Source organism: Salininema proteolyticum (genome assembly GCF_042685645.1).
Classification (GTDB): Bacteria; Actinomycetota; Actinomycetes; order Mycobacteriales; family Micromonosporaceae; genus Salininema; species Salininema proteolyticum.
Window position 1 is genome coordinate 2872221 of record NZ_JBHUNX010000001.1, and the last position, 13097, is coordinate 2885317.

The 13097-nt window shown below is 71.1% G+C and carries 13 protein-coding genes and 1 pseudogene; 9 read left to right on the top strand and 5 right to left on the bottom strand.

Features of this window, described 5'->3' with window-relative positions; translation table 11 throughout:
- The first annotated feature begins 157 nt into the window (after positions 1 to 157).
- From ACFTE1_RS13325 to ACFTE1_RS13345, 5 genes are all read left to right on the top strand, one after another.
- Complete coding sequence (locus ACFTE1_RS13325) at positions 158 to 868, top strand: DUF4129 domain-containing protein (protein ID WP_380622494.1); 711 nt, start codon at positions 158 to 160, stop codon at positions 866 to 868.
- Positions 865 to 1374, top strand: a complete 510-nt coding sequence (locus ACFTE1_RS13330) for a hypothetical protein (RefSeq protein ID WP_380622492.1) — start codon at positions 865 to 867, stop codon at positions 1372 to 1374. Before ACFTE1_RS13325 ends, ACFTE1_RS13330 begins: the two co-directional genes overlap by 4 nt.
- A 2-nt stretch (positions 1375 to 1376) precedes the next feature.
- Entirely contained in the window at positions 1377 to 2351 is a 975-nt protein-coding gene (locus ACFTE1_RS13335; protein ID WP_380622490.1) for an AAA family ATPase, read from the top strand.
- Entirely contained in the window at positions 2348 to 3637 is a 1290-nt protein-coding gene (locus tag ACFTE1_RS13340; RefSeq protein ID WP_380622488.1) for a DUF58 domain-containing protein, read from the top strand. The genes ACFTE1_RS13335 and ACFTE1_RS13340 overlap by 4 nt, the downstream gene beginning before the upstream one ends.
- Before the next feature lie 118 nt (positions 3638 to 3755).
- Entirely contained in the window at positions 3756 to 4370 is a 615-nt protein-coding gene (locus ACFTE1_RS13345) for a hypothetical protein (RefSeq protein WP_380622486.1), read from the top strand.
- Here ACFTE1_RS13345 and ACFTE1_RS13350 read toward each other — a convergent pair.
- Positions 4347 to 5321, bottom strand: coding sequence for a S66 peptidase family protein (locus ACFTE1_RS13350; protein ID WP_380622484.1), 975 nt, complete (start codon positions 5319 to 5321; stop codon positions 4347 to 4349). The genes ACFTE1_RS13345 and ACFTE1_RS13350 overlap by 24 nt on opposite strands.
- Positions 5322 to 5395: 74 nt before the next feature.
- On the opposite strand from ACFTE1_RS13350, the gene ACFTE1_RS13355 reads away from it, so the two are divergent.
- Positions 5396 to 5830 carry an NUDIX hydrolase gene (locus ACFTE1_RS13355; protein ID WP_380622482.1) on the top strand — a complete coding sequence of 145 codons (435 nt, stop codon included), beginning with the start codon at positions 5396 to 5398 and terminating at the stop codon, positions 5828 to 5830.
- Positions 5831 to 5925: 95 nt separating this feature from the next.
- Here ACFTE1_RS13355 and ACFTE1_RS13360 read toward each other — a convergent pair.
- Positions 5926 to 6168: pseudogene (locus tag ACFTE1_RS13360) on the bottom strand (hypothetical protein); the annotation flags it as partial.
- Complete coding sequence (locus tag ACFTE1_RS13365; protein WP_380622480.1) at positions 6165 to 7271, bottom strand: dimethylarginine dimethylaminohydrolase family protein; 1107 nt, start codon at positions 7269 to 7271, stop codon at positions 6165 to 6167. The pseudogene ACFTE1_RS13360 and the gene ACFTE1_RS13365, both read right to left, overlap by 4 nt.
- 340 nt (positions 7272 to 7611) lie before the next feature.
- On the opposite strand from ACFTE1_RS13365, the gene ACFTE1_RS13370 reads away from it, so the two are divergent.
- On the top strand, positions 7612 to 7965 hold the full coding sequence (locus tag ACFTE1_RS13370) for an ArsR/SmtB family transcription factor (protein ID WP_380622478.1): 354 nt from the start codon (positions 7612 to 7614) through the stop codon (positions 7963 to 7965).
- Here the strand turns inward: ACFTE1_RS13370 and ACFTE1_RS13375 are convergent.
- Both ACFTE1_RS13375 and ACFTE1_RS13380 read right to left on the bottom strand, forming a co-directional pair.
- Positions 7916 to 8668, bottom strand: coding sequence for a sensor histidine kinase (locus ACFTE1_RS13375; RefSeq protein ID WP_380622476.1), 753 nt, complete (start codon positions 8666 to 8668; stop codon positions 7916 to 7918). The two genes, ACFTE1_RS13370 and ACFTE1_RS13375, sit on opposite strands and share 50 nt — an antisense overlap.
- A 56-nt stretch (positions 8669 to 8724) precedes the next feature.
- Positions 8725 to 9384, bottom strand: coding sequence for a response regulator (locus ACFTE1_RS13380; protein ID WP_380622474.1), 660 nt, complete (start codon positions 9382 to 9384; stop codon positions 8725 to 8727).
- Between the two features lie 219 nt (positions 9385 to 9603).
- Here ACFTE1_RS13380 and ACFTE1_RS13385 point away from each other — a divergent pair, with 219 nt between their 5' ends.
- Together ACFTE1_RS13385 and ACFTE1_RS13390 are read left to right on the top strand one after the other, a co-directional pair.
- A complete protein-coding gene (locus ACFTE1_RS13385) occupies positions 9604 to 12444 on the top strand; it encodes an AfsR/SARP family transcriptional regulator (protein WP_380622472.1) in 2841 nt (946 codons plus the stop codon).
- A gap of 211 nt (positions 12445 to 12655) precedes the next feature.
- Entirely contained in the window at positions 12656 to 13036 is a 381-nt protein-coding gene (locus ACFTE1_RS13390) for an ArsR/SmtB family transcription factor (RefSeq protein ID WP_380622470.1), read from the top strand.
- Positions 13037 to 13097 lie beyond the last annotated feature (61 nt).

Genomic DNA, 13097 nt, shown 5'->3' on the forward strand with positions numbered 1-13097 from the left:
GTAAATATTATTAAAGCCCTCCCCGGAAGTCAATGCCGCCCCGCGACGGGGCCCCAGCGTCCAGTCGAACAGCCCCGCACGCCGGAGGGCGGGTTCCCGGTCTCCTCTGCGCGCCTGTTACAGTGACCCGCAGTCACCCCCGAGGACGGAGCCCCCCATGCGTCTGAAGCGTTGGCCGCTGCTGGCGGCCCTGCTGCTGACCCTGGTCGCCGCACTCGTGTTCGCCGGAGGGCCGGGCATCGAGTTCCAGCCGGCCGAACCGCCCGATCCCCCCTCGCAGACCCCCGACCGCCCGTCCGCCGACGGAACCTACTCCCCGCCGCCCACCGATACCGGCGAGCCGTCCGAACCGTGGACGTTCGGCCTCCTCGGCGCCATCGTGGCGGCCCTGGGCTGGACGATCCTCATCGCGGCCGCCGCCGCGATCCTCGGCCTCATCGCCTACCTGGTCAGGGCCTGGCTGTCCGACCAGGACGCACCAGGTCGCGCGCTCGGGGACGGTAGCGCCGCCATCACCCGGTCCGAAGCTTCCGCCGATGAAGCGGTGGGCGCCGGCATCGAGGCGGGCCTGGAGGCGGTCGTCGCCGAGACCGACGCGCGCCGCGCCGTCATCGCCTGCTGGCAGCGGCTCGAGGCCCACGGCGCCGCCACCGGCATCGAGCGCGGCGCCTCCGACACCCCCACCGACTACGGAGTCCGCCTGTTGTCCGCCACGGCCGCACCGGAAACCGCCATCTCCGGACTGCGCGACCTCTACCTGGAGGCCCGCTTCTCCGACCACCCCATGGACGACGAGGCCCGCGACCGGGCCCGGGCGCACCTGGAGGCCCTGCGGTCCGGCATCGAGCGAAAGGCCGACACACCGTGAGCGACAAGCCCCGCCTCTACCGCTTCCGCTTCGGCCACATCGTCGGCGCCGGCGCCGTGACCGCGGTCCTCTACGGCGGCACCTACCTGGCCGGGTACGTCATCCCCCTCCCCTTCGGCGCGGCACTGTGGGCCGCCATGGCGGTCCTCATGGGATTCATCGGCGCGACCGACCCCCTCGCCCACCGGTTCCCCAAGCCCCGCCCCGGAAAACGCCAGTACACCATGTCCCGGCCGTTCGACGGCCTCGCCCAGTGGGAGGTCCGCCTCTCCCACCAGTCCGACGGCCCCCGCCGCCCCTTCCCCGAGTCCGGCGCCTACCGGGGGCTGCGCCGCGTCGCCGCCGAGACGCTGCGGTACCGCCGCGGACTGGACCTGGACGAACACCCCGATCAGTGCCGCGAACTGCTCGGAGACGACCTCTACACGCTCCTCGTCCTGCCGCCGCCCCGCCTGCCGGACCGCGAACTGCTGGACGAGTACACCTCCCGCCTCGAAAGGATCTGACCATGTCCGAACCCGAGCCTCTCCCGCTCGACCGCGTCGCCGAGCTCAGCCGGACCGTCCTCGACACCGTCGGAAGCGTCGTCGTCGGCCACCGCCGCCCGCTCGAACTGGTCCTCGCGGGCATACTCGCCGGAGGCCACACCCTCCTCGAAGACCTCCCCGGACTGGGCAAGACCCTCACCGCCCGCTGCCTGGCCCAGAGCCTCGGACTGGACTTCCGGCGCCTGCAGTTCACCCCCGACCTGCTGCCGGCCGACGTCACCGGATCCATGCTCTACAACCAGAAGACCGGCGACTTCCACTACCACAAGGGACCGGTCCACACCCAGCTCCTGCTGGCCGACGAGATCAACCGGACCCCGCCCAAGACGCAGTCGGCCCTCCTGGAGGCCATGCAGGAACACCAGGTCACCGCCGAGGGCACCACGCACCCGCTGCCCCGGCCGTTCTGCGTCCTCGCCACCGCCAACCCGATCGAGTCCGAGGGCACCTACCCCCTGCCCGAGGCCCAGCTGGACCGCTTCCTCCTGCGCGTCTCCTTCGGATACCCCGACGCCGAAGAGGAGTGGACCGTCCTGTCCCGCCGCATCGAAAGACGCCGGGAGGAAACGGAACTCCCCGCCGTGGTCGACGCCCCGACCCTCGTCGCCATGCAGCGGTCGCTCGAGAACGTCAAGGTCGACGACTCGGTGGGCCGCTACATGGTCGAGCTGACCCGCGCCACGCGCACACACGCCCACGCCTCGGTGGGCTCCTCGCCGCGCGGGGCTCTTGCGCTCCTCACCGTCTCCCGGGCCGTCGCCGCCATGGCCGGACGCGACTACGTCACCCCCGAGGACGTCAAGGGCATAGCCCCGCAGGCACTCTCGCACCGCGTCGTCCTCAAGCCCGAACTATGGATGAACGGCGCCGACGCCTCGCAGGTCGTGACGGAGGTCTGCGAACGGGTCCCCACGCCGTCAGCCTCCCTATCATGACCGCTCCCCAATGGAGGCCGACCCCGGCAATGACGATGGCGCTGGGGCTCACAGCCGCCGTCCTCGCCGCCGGGCTCGCAGCGGGCAGCCCCGGAATCGCGGCCTTCGCCGTGCCCTTCGCACTCGGCCTCGCCCTCAACCTGAGCCGACGGCCCCGGCGGGTCCCCGAGGCCACCGTCGCCGTCGACGACACCGCCGTCGAAGAGGGACGGTCGAGTTCCTTCCGCGTCGAGGTCGCCAACACCGGCGATGCCCCGGTCACCGCGGTCCTCTCAGCCGCGCACAGCCCGTGGCTCTCCCTCGAAGGCCCCCGGCCCAGCACTGCCCTGGCGGTCGGCCCCGGAGAGAAGGCGGCACTCCACTACCCCGTCTCCGTGCTGCGCTGGGGATCCCACGCCGCCGGCCCCCTCGACGCCCAGTACTTCGCCTGCGGCGGAATGCTCTCCACACCTGTCGTCCAGTCCCCGGCCGCCCAGGTCAGAGCCCTGCCGGCACCTACGTGGTTCGACACCTCCACCCCCGTCCCCCTCGCCCAGGGCGTCGTCGGAGTCCACCACTCGCGCCGCCACGGCGAGGGCGGAGAACTCGCCGAGATCCGGCAGTTCCAGTTCGGCGACCGCCTGCGCCGCATCGACTGGCGCTCCTCTCTGCGGCACGGCGACCTCCACGTGGCCCAGACCCTCGCCGAGAAGGACGCTCACGTGTCCCTCATCCTCGACGCCCAGACCGAGGCCGGGGCCTCCGAAGGCCACGGGAGCACCGAGAGCCTGCTGGACCGGACCGTGCGCTCGGGCGTGTCCATAGGGGCGCACTACCTCTCCCTCGGCGACCGCCTAGAGGCGTTCCTCATCGGCAGCATCGTCGACCACATACCCCCGGCCACCGGGCGGAGGCAGCTGCTGCGGCTGCGCCACTCGCTGGCCGCCGTCGGCTCCGTCCCCGGGGACAACGCCGCACCGCTGACCATTGTCGAGCGCTCCATCGACACCCGCCGCCGCCTCTACATCATCGTGACGCCGCTGATGAACCGGAGCTTCGCCGGCCTCATCACCCGGCTCGTGCGGCACGGGCACCCGGTCGTCTGCGTCGACACCCTGCCCGAGGACGTCCGCCCTCCACAGCGCTCACAGTGGACCCCGCTCGCCTGGCGCCTGTGGAACCTCGACCGCGACAACCTGATCGCCCGGCTCGGCGGCATCGGCGTCCCCGTCGTCCCGTGGCGGGGACCGGGCAGCATCGACGCCGCCCTGCGGGCCGTCGGCGCCGCCGGAAGGAGACGCGCTTGAACCCCCGCGCCGTCCGAACCGGACCCCGACCGCCGCGCCCGCACCACCGGCCCGCGGCCGACCCCGAAGAACCGCACCAGGCCCTCCCCGGCCTGCCGACCCCGTCACGGAGCACCCGATGAGCGAACGGACCGCGAGTACCGGAGCCCGGAACCTGGCTCAGAGCATCGTCGAGTCAGTGCGCCTGTCCTTCCAGGGATCGGCGCGCCTCGGCCTGGCCATGCGCGCTGCCGCGGCGGTATTCTCCTCCGCCGGCGCCGCGGCCCTCCTCTGGCCGTCGTACGCCCCGGTCGCCGCCACGATCGCCTTCGCTGTCGGCGCCGTCGTGCCCCGCCCGGTCGCCGTGGGCGTCTCGGCCCTCGCATTCTCGGGCGCGGCGCTCTTCGCCACCGCCGGTTCCGAAGGCGGACTCCCGCTCTGGCAGGGCGCGCTCGCCGGATTCCTCTTCTACGCGGCGTTCTCTGCCGCCGCGGCCGTCCAGAACGTGCGCGCGGGCATGCTCATGGACGAGGCCGTCGTCCGCGACCGGCTGCGGCACCTCGGAGCGACCGCCCTGGGCACGGCGGCCGTCGTGGCGCTCTCCCTGACTTCCGGTTCGGGTCTCTCCACCGCTCCCGCCGCCGCCACGCTCGCCATCGGACTCTCCTTCGCCCTGCTGGCCGTGTACCTGATCGCCCGTCTCCTGCGGACGAACGGGCGCTCCGAGCGGTCAGCGGACCGCCGGTCCGAGTAGGGTCAGGGCCCCGCCGCCGGCGTCCAGCTCCGCCCGGACGCCGATCGGCATGGGCAGGTTCGGCGGCTGGTGGCCGAACTCCATGTCGCCCAGCACCGGGAAGCCGAAACCGGCCACGGCGTCCATGACCGCGTCCCGCAAGGTCACCCGCCCGGCGGGCAGGTTCTCCTCGGGCATGTGGGCGACCCTGCCGACGGCCATGCCCGCGATACGGTCGAACACCCCGGCCGTCCGCAGCACCTGGAGGTCGTTCCAGATGTCGGTCGGGGACTGGCCGACTTCCTCCCAGAACAGGACCGCGCCGTCGAAGGCGTCCAGCGGCAGGGCGAACGGGGTGGCCTGGACGGCCGTCAAACGGCGCAGCAGCCCGCCGATCAGCGTTCCCGTCGCCTTTCCCTCCCGCCAGGCCTGCCACGGCCGCGAGGGAGGGAGCTCGATCGGCGCTGCCCCGGTGAGAAGGCCGGTGTAGAGGTCCTGGATCTCTTTGCGCCGCCGGCCGTCGAGGTCCGCCCATGTCCCTCCCGGTCCGGTGACGGCCATGTCGGCGTGAAAGCCGATCAGGCCGGTCCGCGAATAGAGTGCGAGGTGGACGGCCGTGATGTCAGAGAATCCGAGTATCGGCTTGGGGTCGGCCCGGACCGCGTCGACGTCGATCCGGTCGAGGTACCCGAAGGTCGACGTTCCGCCGGTGAAGGCCAGGACGGCGCGGACTCCGGGGTCGGCGAGGAATCCGTTCAGCTCGGCGGCCTGCGCTTCCGCGGGCGCCGAACGCCACCCGTGCTCGGACTCGGACTCCGTCAGTTCGGAGAGCACGGGTTCGAAACCCATCTCCCGCAGCACCGCGGCGGCCCGGCGGGCCTGGTCGACGCGGCGGGCCGAAGTGTTGGACAGGGCCGCTATGGCGATGGTGTCCCCGGGGGCGAGCTTCGCCGGGTAGAGCGCTTCGATCATGCTTCCTCCCAAAGGAAAACGGGGATTCTCAGCGTACCCACGGAGTGGCCCGGGCGTCTCGCTAGAATCTGCGCATGACCGACTCCTACCCCGCATTCATCGTCAATGTCGAAGTGGCCCTGTGGAACGGCACCGCGCTGCTCATCACCGAGCGCTCTTCGGAGGAGGCGCTGGGCGGCGGCCTCCTGGCCTTTCCCGGAGGCAAGGTCGAGCATTCCGAGGACCGTCGGGACACGCTCGAAGCGGCCGCGCGCCGAGAAGCCTCCGAGGAGATCGGCGTCGTGCCCGGCGACCTCGTCTACGCTCAGAGTTTCACCTTCGAACCACGTCCCGGCCGCCATGTCCTCGACATCGTCCTGGCCGCCCGATCCTGGGAGGGCGACCCGCACATCAAGGCGCCCCGGGAGATCGCCGACCTGCGCTGGATGACGCCCGACGAGGTCGTCGCCCGGGACAACTGTCCTCCCTGGCTGGCGGCGAGCGTCGCCGCCGTGGCGAAGGTCGTATGAGGGAACGGTCGGAAGGCCGCCGCTCGTGCCTTCGCGGTGAACCCGGCGATCAGCCCGGAATCCCTCACCCCGCGCCTCGTTTCCACTCCGGTGGAGACGTCCACTCCCCACGGCCGCAGATCCCGCACCACTTCCGCCAGGTTGTCCGGGCGCAGGCCGCCGGCTAAAGCCGTCGGCCGGAGGGCGCTCCGCCGGGGGCTCCCGGTCCCAGCGCTCGCCCGAGCCGTGCTCGGGCGAGTCGACGATGAGGTACTCCTCTCCGTAGGCTCCGCAGCGGAGCGGGACGTCGGCCTCGACCGGCACCGCTGTGAACGGCGGTTCCCGACACGGCGGTTCACCCGCGCTTCAGGGGCTGGGTGGCGCAGCGGACTCCGCCTCCGGCATGGGAGACCTCGTCGAACCGGAAATCCCCGACGACTTCGACGTCCCTCTTGACGAGCTCGTCGATCAGGCGGCCGTGCTCGTCGGGGACGATCACCTTGTTCGGCGCCAAACACATGGAGTTGCAGCCCATGGCGTGTGCCTCCTCCTCGGTGGCGTCCACCACCTCCCAGTCCGCTATCAGGTCCGGCAGCCCGTCGGGCAGCCCCTCCCGGTGGCAAACGGCCAGGCCGGGACGGACCACCGCGAGGACGCAGTCGAGGTGGAGCCATTTGTGCTCCACGCGCACCTCGTGTACCGGCTTTCCGCCCAGTTCGCGGCGTAGCCAGTCGATGCCCGCCGTGTTCGAGGCGAGCCCCGAGTGGCCCGCGAGGACGCCGTCGTCCAGAACGAAGACGTCGCCTCCTTCGAGGAACGGGCCGGGGCTCTCGGCGACTTCGGGATCCGGTGCGGTCGGCACCGGATGTGGGGCGGCGACCCACCGGGCCCCCTTCGAGGAGGCGGTCAACTCGAACAAGGTCTCCCGGTAGGCGAAGATCTCCTTGCGACGGCTGGGCATCATCATCGCCCCTTCGACGAGGAGGTCGTCCACGACGAACATCGGGTCGCGCGCGAACACCTGATGGCTGCCCGTCACAACGAACTCGTTCTCGGCCTCGTCGAGCCGGCGCGGCCGGTGCACCTTCACTCCGTGGGACTCGTAGACCGCCACCAGGTCTTCGAGCTGCCCGGCCGTCGCCTCGACGGACTCGGGCGAGTCGTACTCCCTCGGTGACCGGCCGACCACCTGCGCCAGAAGATCGGTCGCCTCGTCGGGCAGGTATTTCATGAACGAGTAGGAGAGCGGGGGCACCGGGGCGTCGGGGTCGTAGCGGCCCACGAAGACCTCCCACAGCGTGTCGAACTCATTGGGAACCGAGAACGCGCCGGATTCCGGCGAGCGCGCCGGTTCCTCCTCGGCGGCCTCCGGTCCGTCTCCGGCACAGGCGGCGAGTCCGGCCGCGGCCGCGCCTCCCACCACTGCGGACGTCAATGCGCGGCGTCGGTTCAGAGCGTTCATCTCATTGTCTCCCAACGATGTCGGAATCAATCGTGTTCCCATCGAAGTCAACCACCGCGAATCGGCCGGGGCATCGGTCCTTCGAAGGACGAGCGGTGGGCACAAATGATGACGACGGCCCGCGCCTCGCCTTTCCCGGGGTGATACACGAACGGCGCGTTCGCGATCGGACTCGAACATGACGTTACGGCCATGAACTCCCGACAATCCCGCTTCGACCGCGCTGAGCCGCACCGAAGCCGGCATTCTTTTCGGAGGGGGCGAACCTATTGTTACAGAGCGATGCGGATCATGGAGTTTCCAGCCGCCCCCTCCGACTCGATGAGCCGATAATGGGCCCATGCAGGTATTCCAAGCCCTCGCCGACCCTCTGCGCCGCAGCATCCTCCAGGCCCTCACGCGACGAGAGCACACCGTCGGGCAACTGGCCGTCCTCCTCCGCGTATCCCAGCCGAGGGCTTCCAAACACCTGAAGACCCTGCGGGAGGCCGGACTCGTGATAGCCCGTGCGGACGGTCAGAGACGCTGGTACCGCCTGTGCGCCGAGCCGTTCGCCGACCTGGAGGCCTGGCTGAGCCAGACCGCGGGAACCTCGATCGGCCCCAAGAGCGGCACCCGGGCCGTACCCCGGCCCGCCTCCCGGGTCAGTCCGCAGAGCCGCCGAGAACCGCGCGTCCGGGAAGGCGGACGGTGACGACCAGGCCGCCTCCCTCCCTGGGCCGTGCTGTGACAGTGCCGCCGTGGGCCTCCGCGATCGCCTTCGCTATGGGCAATCCGAGGCCCGCACTCCCGTCCAGCCCCACACCCTTGCCTCCGCGCCTGAGGAAGGGCGTGAAGAAGCCCGGCACGTCGCGGGGACGGAGCCGCTCACCCTGGTTCTCGACGGTCAGCTCGACCCTGCCGTTCGCACAACCTGTCCGCACGACGACCGTGCCGCCCGGCGCGCCGTGGCGCACCGCGTTGTCGACGACATTGGCCACGAGGACCTCGATCAGACGCCTCTCACCCCGGACCTCCGCCGGGACCGATTCGGCCGCCAGGAGGGTCGCGGACTCCCGCCGGGACAGGTCGGCCACGATGTCCCGCACTGCCAGATCGACCCGGACGGCCTCCTTTCCCGGAGCCTCCCGCCTCGCATAGGCGAGCGCGAGAAGGCTCTCGATGAGTCCGTGCTGCCTGTCCCCCAGACGGAGCAGTTTCCCGCCGAGTTCCACGACCTCCTCGGAGTCGGCGTGCTTCTCCACCGCCACCTCCACCAGGATCCGCGAGGCGGCTACAGGTCCGCGAAGCTCGTGCGCCACATGGGACAGGAACGCGTCCCTGCGCTTCAGGCGGCGGAGCGCGGCGCACCATCCGGCGACCGCCGCGACGGCGACCAGAACGGCGAGGACCGTCACGGCCGTGGAGAGCGGAATCCCCGGGAGACACCCGGAGGCGGTTCGGCATGCCTCCCTCATCTGATCCGGTACCCCACGCCCGGAACGGTCTCGATCAGCTCCGGCGGGCCGAGCTTTCTCCTGATCCGGTGGACGACGACCCGCACCACGGGGGTGCGCGGGTCGAGCTTCTCGTCCCATACCTTGGAGCGCAGCGCGTCGCCGGAGACGGGGCGGTCCCCCGACCGGACCAGCTCGTGGAGGACTCCGAACTCCTTCTTCGACAGCGCCACGGGCGACGACCCCCGCCAGACCCTGCGGCGGACGGGGTCCAGCCGCACGCCGGACCGCTCCAGGATCGGGGCGGCGGTCGGGGAGGTGCGGCGGGAGAGGGTGTCCACCCGCGCGGCGAACTCCTTGAAATGGAAGGGCTTGGCCAGGTAGTCGTCCGCCCCGAGGCGCAGACCGTCCACCACGGCGTCGGCGCCGCCCATCGCCGTCAGCATCATGATGCGGCCCCGCACCACTTCGGCGCAGGCCAGGGTCCAGCACACCTCGTCACCGTGGACGACCGGGAGGTTCCGGTCCACCACGATCACGTCATAGGGGTGGGCGAAGCCCTTGTCCAGGGCCGATTCTCCGTCGTACGCCACGTCGACGGCGTAGCCCGACCGCCGCAGGCCGTCGGCGACTGCCTCGGCCAAGACCTGATCGTCCTCCGCCACCAGCACTCTCATGCCTCGCTGATCCTCCCGGCCCTCTCCACTCCCGATCGCCGAAGACGCTGTGTCTATATCTACCAGGGGTGATGTTCCAATCGCGTTACAATATCCCGCGCAGGTCATACGACCTTCTCACCGGCGCGCACAAACCGCGCACAAATCCGCGACCGAGAACGCACTCGGACCGGTCGGTCGCGGAGTTCCCGCCGGCCTCCGCCGGTTACCATGTCGCACATGACCCCCGTCCCCGAGGAGGCCCGCGGACGACGGCTCCGCGTCGACCTGCTCGGACCCGTCCGCTGCCGGGTCGCAGAAGAACCCGTCGACCTTCCCGGCCGGCAGCTTCCGCAACTGCTGGCCCTGCTGGCCCTCAACGCGGACCGCCCGGTCGGCCTGTCTCGGATCGCCGAGGTGGTCTGGGACGGCGAGCGGCCCGAACGGGTACGGAGGATGACGGTGAACCTCGTCGGCCGCCTCCGCAGGGCCTTGAACAGCGAAGCTCCTGACGGAGGCGCGGGCCCCTTCGTCGAGCGCACGGGCGACTCCGTCGTCCTGCGCCGCACAGAGACCGACCTGGCCGAATTCGACCGTGAGTCCGCTCGTGCCCGCACACTCCTCGCCGACTCCCCCGCCCGGGCCGCCGACCTGCTCCGCGGCTGCCTCGACCTCTGCCGCGGCGAACCCATGCCAGGATGGGAGGGCGCCTACTTCTCCGCCGAAAAGGAGCGACTCCGGCTCAAGACGGCCGAAACGCGGGATACCCTGGCCCGGGCCCTGGCCGCCTCCGGCTCCTTCGAGGAAGCCCTCGACCTCTCGCGTCGGCTTCTCGAAGGGGACCCCTTGAACCAGGCCGCCGCCACGACGGCTGTCTCGGCCTTGGCCGCCCTGGGAAAGGTCCCCGAGGCCAGCGGCCTCTACCACGCCTTCAGGACCCGCCTGGCCCGGGAGACCGGTCTCGACCCCGGTCCGGCTCTCATCGAGGCGCACACCCGCGCGCTCGCCGGAAGCACGCTCGCCGAGTCCGGGGACGACGTCCTCCGCGACGTCCCGCGGCAGGTCCCGGCGCCGCCGGCGGACTTCGCCGGAAGGGAGAAGGAGGCGCGCCTCATCACGGAGGCGGTCCTGTCCGGCCCCTCGGACACCGTGAACGCGGTGGCGGTCAACGGACTGGGCGGCATGGGAAAGTCCGCTCTCGCCTTCCGCGTGGCGCGGCAGGTCGCCGAACACTTCCCCGACGGGCAGTTCTACGCCGACCTGGCGGGCTCCACGCAGGGAACCGCTCCACGCGACCCCGCTGCCGTCCTGGACCGGTTCCTGAACGACCTCGGCCGGTCGAACCCCGGAACGGACCCGGACGCAGCGGCGGCGCGGTTCCGCTCCGCGACGCGAGGCAAGCGCCTCCTCATCGTCCTCGACAACGCCCGGGACGCCGACCAGATACGTCCCCTTCTGCCCGCCGACCCCGGGTGCGCCGTCCTCATCACCGCGCGACGATCCCTGGCCGCCATCGACTCCACGACCAACCTCCACCTGCGCGAACTGAATGAACCGAGCTCGATCGACCTGCTCCGCACCGCGATCCGCCGCGACCGGGACGAGGCCGACACCGAAGCGCTCCGCCGGATCGCCGCCGCCTGCGGGGGAATGCCCCTGGCCCTGTGCGTCGCCGCGGCACGGCTGCGCATGGAACCCCGCACTTCCGCGAAATCGTTCGCGCGTCGGCTCGAGTCCGCCGACTACCGGCTGGCCGAACTCGACGACGGATCGCGGGCCGTCGGGACCGCACTCGCCGCCTCACTGGACAACCTGTCCGGGACGCCCGACGGCGAGGCCGCCGCGACCCTCTTCCGGCTCTGCGGCCTTCACCACGGCGACGACTGGGGGTTGGAAGCCGTCGCCGCCCTCTCGGGACGCTCCCGTGAACGCGCGGGGCGGCTCGCCGGCACGCTCGTCCGCGCCCGGTTGTGGGAGCAGGCGTCCGCGGACCGCTGGCGCACGCACGACTTGGTCCGCCTATACGCGCGTGCCGAGGCGGCGGCATTGGACCACGAAACGAGGGAGACGGCGGGGAGGCGACTCCGCGAGTTCTACGCCGCGAGCGCGCACCGGGCGCTCTCCGCGACCTATCCGGACCTGACCAATCGGCTCGGCCTCCTCCCGGACCGCATCGTTCGCAAGGCGCTACCGTTCTCCGGCGCCGCGGAGGCCTTCCAGTGGGCGAACACGGAAACGGACGGCATCACCGCCCTCGTCGAGTCCTCTCCGGACGGAGACGACGGGCTCTTGGCCGCGATCACCGCCGTTCTGGCGTACCCCGTCTGCACCCGGAGCGGAGTGTCCCGATCGCGGCTCCTGGACCTGGCCACGGCCGCGGTGAGAATCGTCGAACTCCGTCCCCGGCCGTGGGACTACTACCTCCATATGGCGGCAGGCCACCAGCTCCTGGCATTCCGCCGCTTCGCCGATGCCGAGAAGGCCTTCGCCTCCGCCGTCGAGCGGGCACGGGCGGCGGGCCGCTACGACCTGGTGCCGAAGGTGGCCACCTACGAGGCCGACGCAGCTCTGAGGGCCGGCGACCACGCCACCGCGGAGGCGAAGGCGCTCGCGGCGCTCCGGGACGCCGAGGCGACGGGCAATGTCGACGCGGAGGTGTGGAGCCTGATCCACTTGGCGCGAGCCCACGTCGGCCGCGGAGCTTTGGACGTGGGCTTGTCGTACGGGGAGAGGAGCCTCGGGCTGCTGGACCGCGTGCTGCCGCCCACGAGGACGAGCGTCCTGCTCCACCACGGATTCTGCCTCCTCCGTGCCAGAGAGTGGGAGGAGGCGTCCGACCTCCTGCGCCGGTGCTGCGAACTCCTCGTCGGGGCGGGGGAGACTCCCTCGGACGCCCATGCCGAGGCCCTATGGGGGCTGGCGGAGGCCCACGGCGCGTTGGGAGACGGGAGGACCGCTGCCGAATTCCGCGAACGGTCTGTCGAGATGGGCGTGCGCATCGGCGGTATCGGCACCGATGACACTGCGCGTTTCCTGTCCGAGGGAACAGTGGAGCGGCCAGGATTCTTCTCGGTCCGATGACCGTTCGCCTCGACGTGACCATAACGACCGAGGCATATAGCTTTTGCGACATGCTGGCCGACCCGTCCGTCGAGTCCGGTCGAGTCCGCCCGGTGGGCTTCTACAATCTCACATGCAACTTAAACCACGACGGATCCGCTCTTGCCCGTTCACATCGCCCGTCCACATTGCCGAGCGGCCCTCCGTCCCCAGAGGAGTTGACCTTTCCACGATGTCCATCTTTCGCGTCCTGTCCGAGCCCCTGCGCCGGCAAATCCTTCTCCATCTCGCCCAGGGAGAGCACACCGTCGGGGACTTGGCGGTGAAGGTCCAGATCAGTCAGCCGGGAATCTCCAAGCACCTCAAGGTGCTGCGCGACGCCCAGCTCGTGCGCGTCCGCGTCGACGGACAACGGCACTGGTACCGGATCCGCACCGAGCCGCTGGCCGAGCTGGAGGCATGGCTGGCCCCGTTCCGGATGATCACCGCACAGCGATCGGACGACCCGCACGGCGAACCCGGAGAGCCGCGCCGGAATGTCCCGGGGAGCCGCCGTGCACCCGAAGCCGAGCGCCCGGTGGGCGGTAGGAGATCGTCGCACCACCGCGCCTGACGTCTGGGATCGCGGCCCTTGCTCCACGAGGGGCCGCCCGTCCGGATACGCCGTTCCGACG

Excerpts from the sequence above, each read along its gene's own strand:
- ACFTE1_RS13325 (WP_380622494.1), top strand. The coding sequence starts at position 158 with ATGCGTCTGAAGCGTTGGCCGCTGCTGGCGGCCCTGCTGCTGACCCTG.
- ACFTE1_RS13335 (WP_380622490.1), top strand. The coding sequence starts at position 1,377 with ATGTCCGAACCCGAGCCTCTCCCGCTCGACCGCGTCGCCGAGCTCAGC.
- ACFTE1_RS13340 (WP_380622488.1), top strand. The coding sequence starts at position 2,348 with ATGACCGCTCCCCAATGGAGGCCGACCCCGGCAATGACGATGGCGCTG.
- ACFTE1_RS13345 (WP_380622486.1), top strand. The coding sequence starts at position 3,756 with ATGAGCGAACGGACCGCGAGTACCGGAGCCCGGAACCTGGCTCAGAGC.
- ACFTE1_RS13350 (WP_380622484.1), bottom strand. The coding sequence starts at position 5,321 with ATGATCGAAGCGCTCTACCCGGCGAAGCTCGCCCCCGGGGACACCATC.
- ACFTE1_RS13355 (WP_380622482.1), top strand. The coding sequence starts at position 5,396 with ATGACCGACTCCTACCCCGCATTCATCGTCAATGTCGAAGTGGCCCTG.
- ACFTE1_RS13365 (WP_380622480.1), bottom strand. The coding sequence starts at position 7,271 with ATGAACGCTCTGAACCGACGCCGCGCATTGACGTCCGCAGTGGTGGGA.
- ACFTE1_RS13370 (WP_380622478.1), top strand. The coding sequence starts at position 7,612 with ATGCAGGTATTCCAAGCCCTCGCCGACCCTCTGCGCCGCAGCATCCTC.
- ACFTE1_RS13380 (WP_380622474.1), bottom strand. The coding sequence starts at position 9,384 with ATGAGAGTGCTGGTGGCGGAGGACGATCAGGTCTTGGCCGAGGCAGTC.
- ACFTE1_RS13385 (WP_380622472.1), top strand. The coding sequence starts at position 9,604 with ATGACCCCCGTCCCCGAGGAGGCCCGCGGACGACGGCTCCGCGTCGAC.
- ACFTE1_RS13390 (WP_380622470.1), top strand. The coding sequence starts at position 12,656 with ATGTCCATCTTTCGCGTCCTGTCCGAGCCCCTGCGCCGGCAAATCCTT.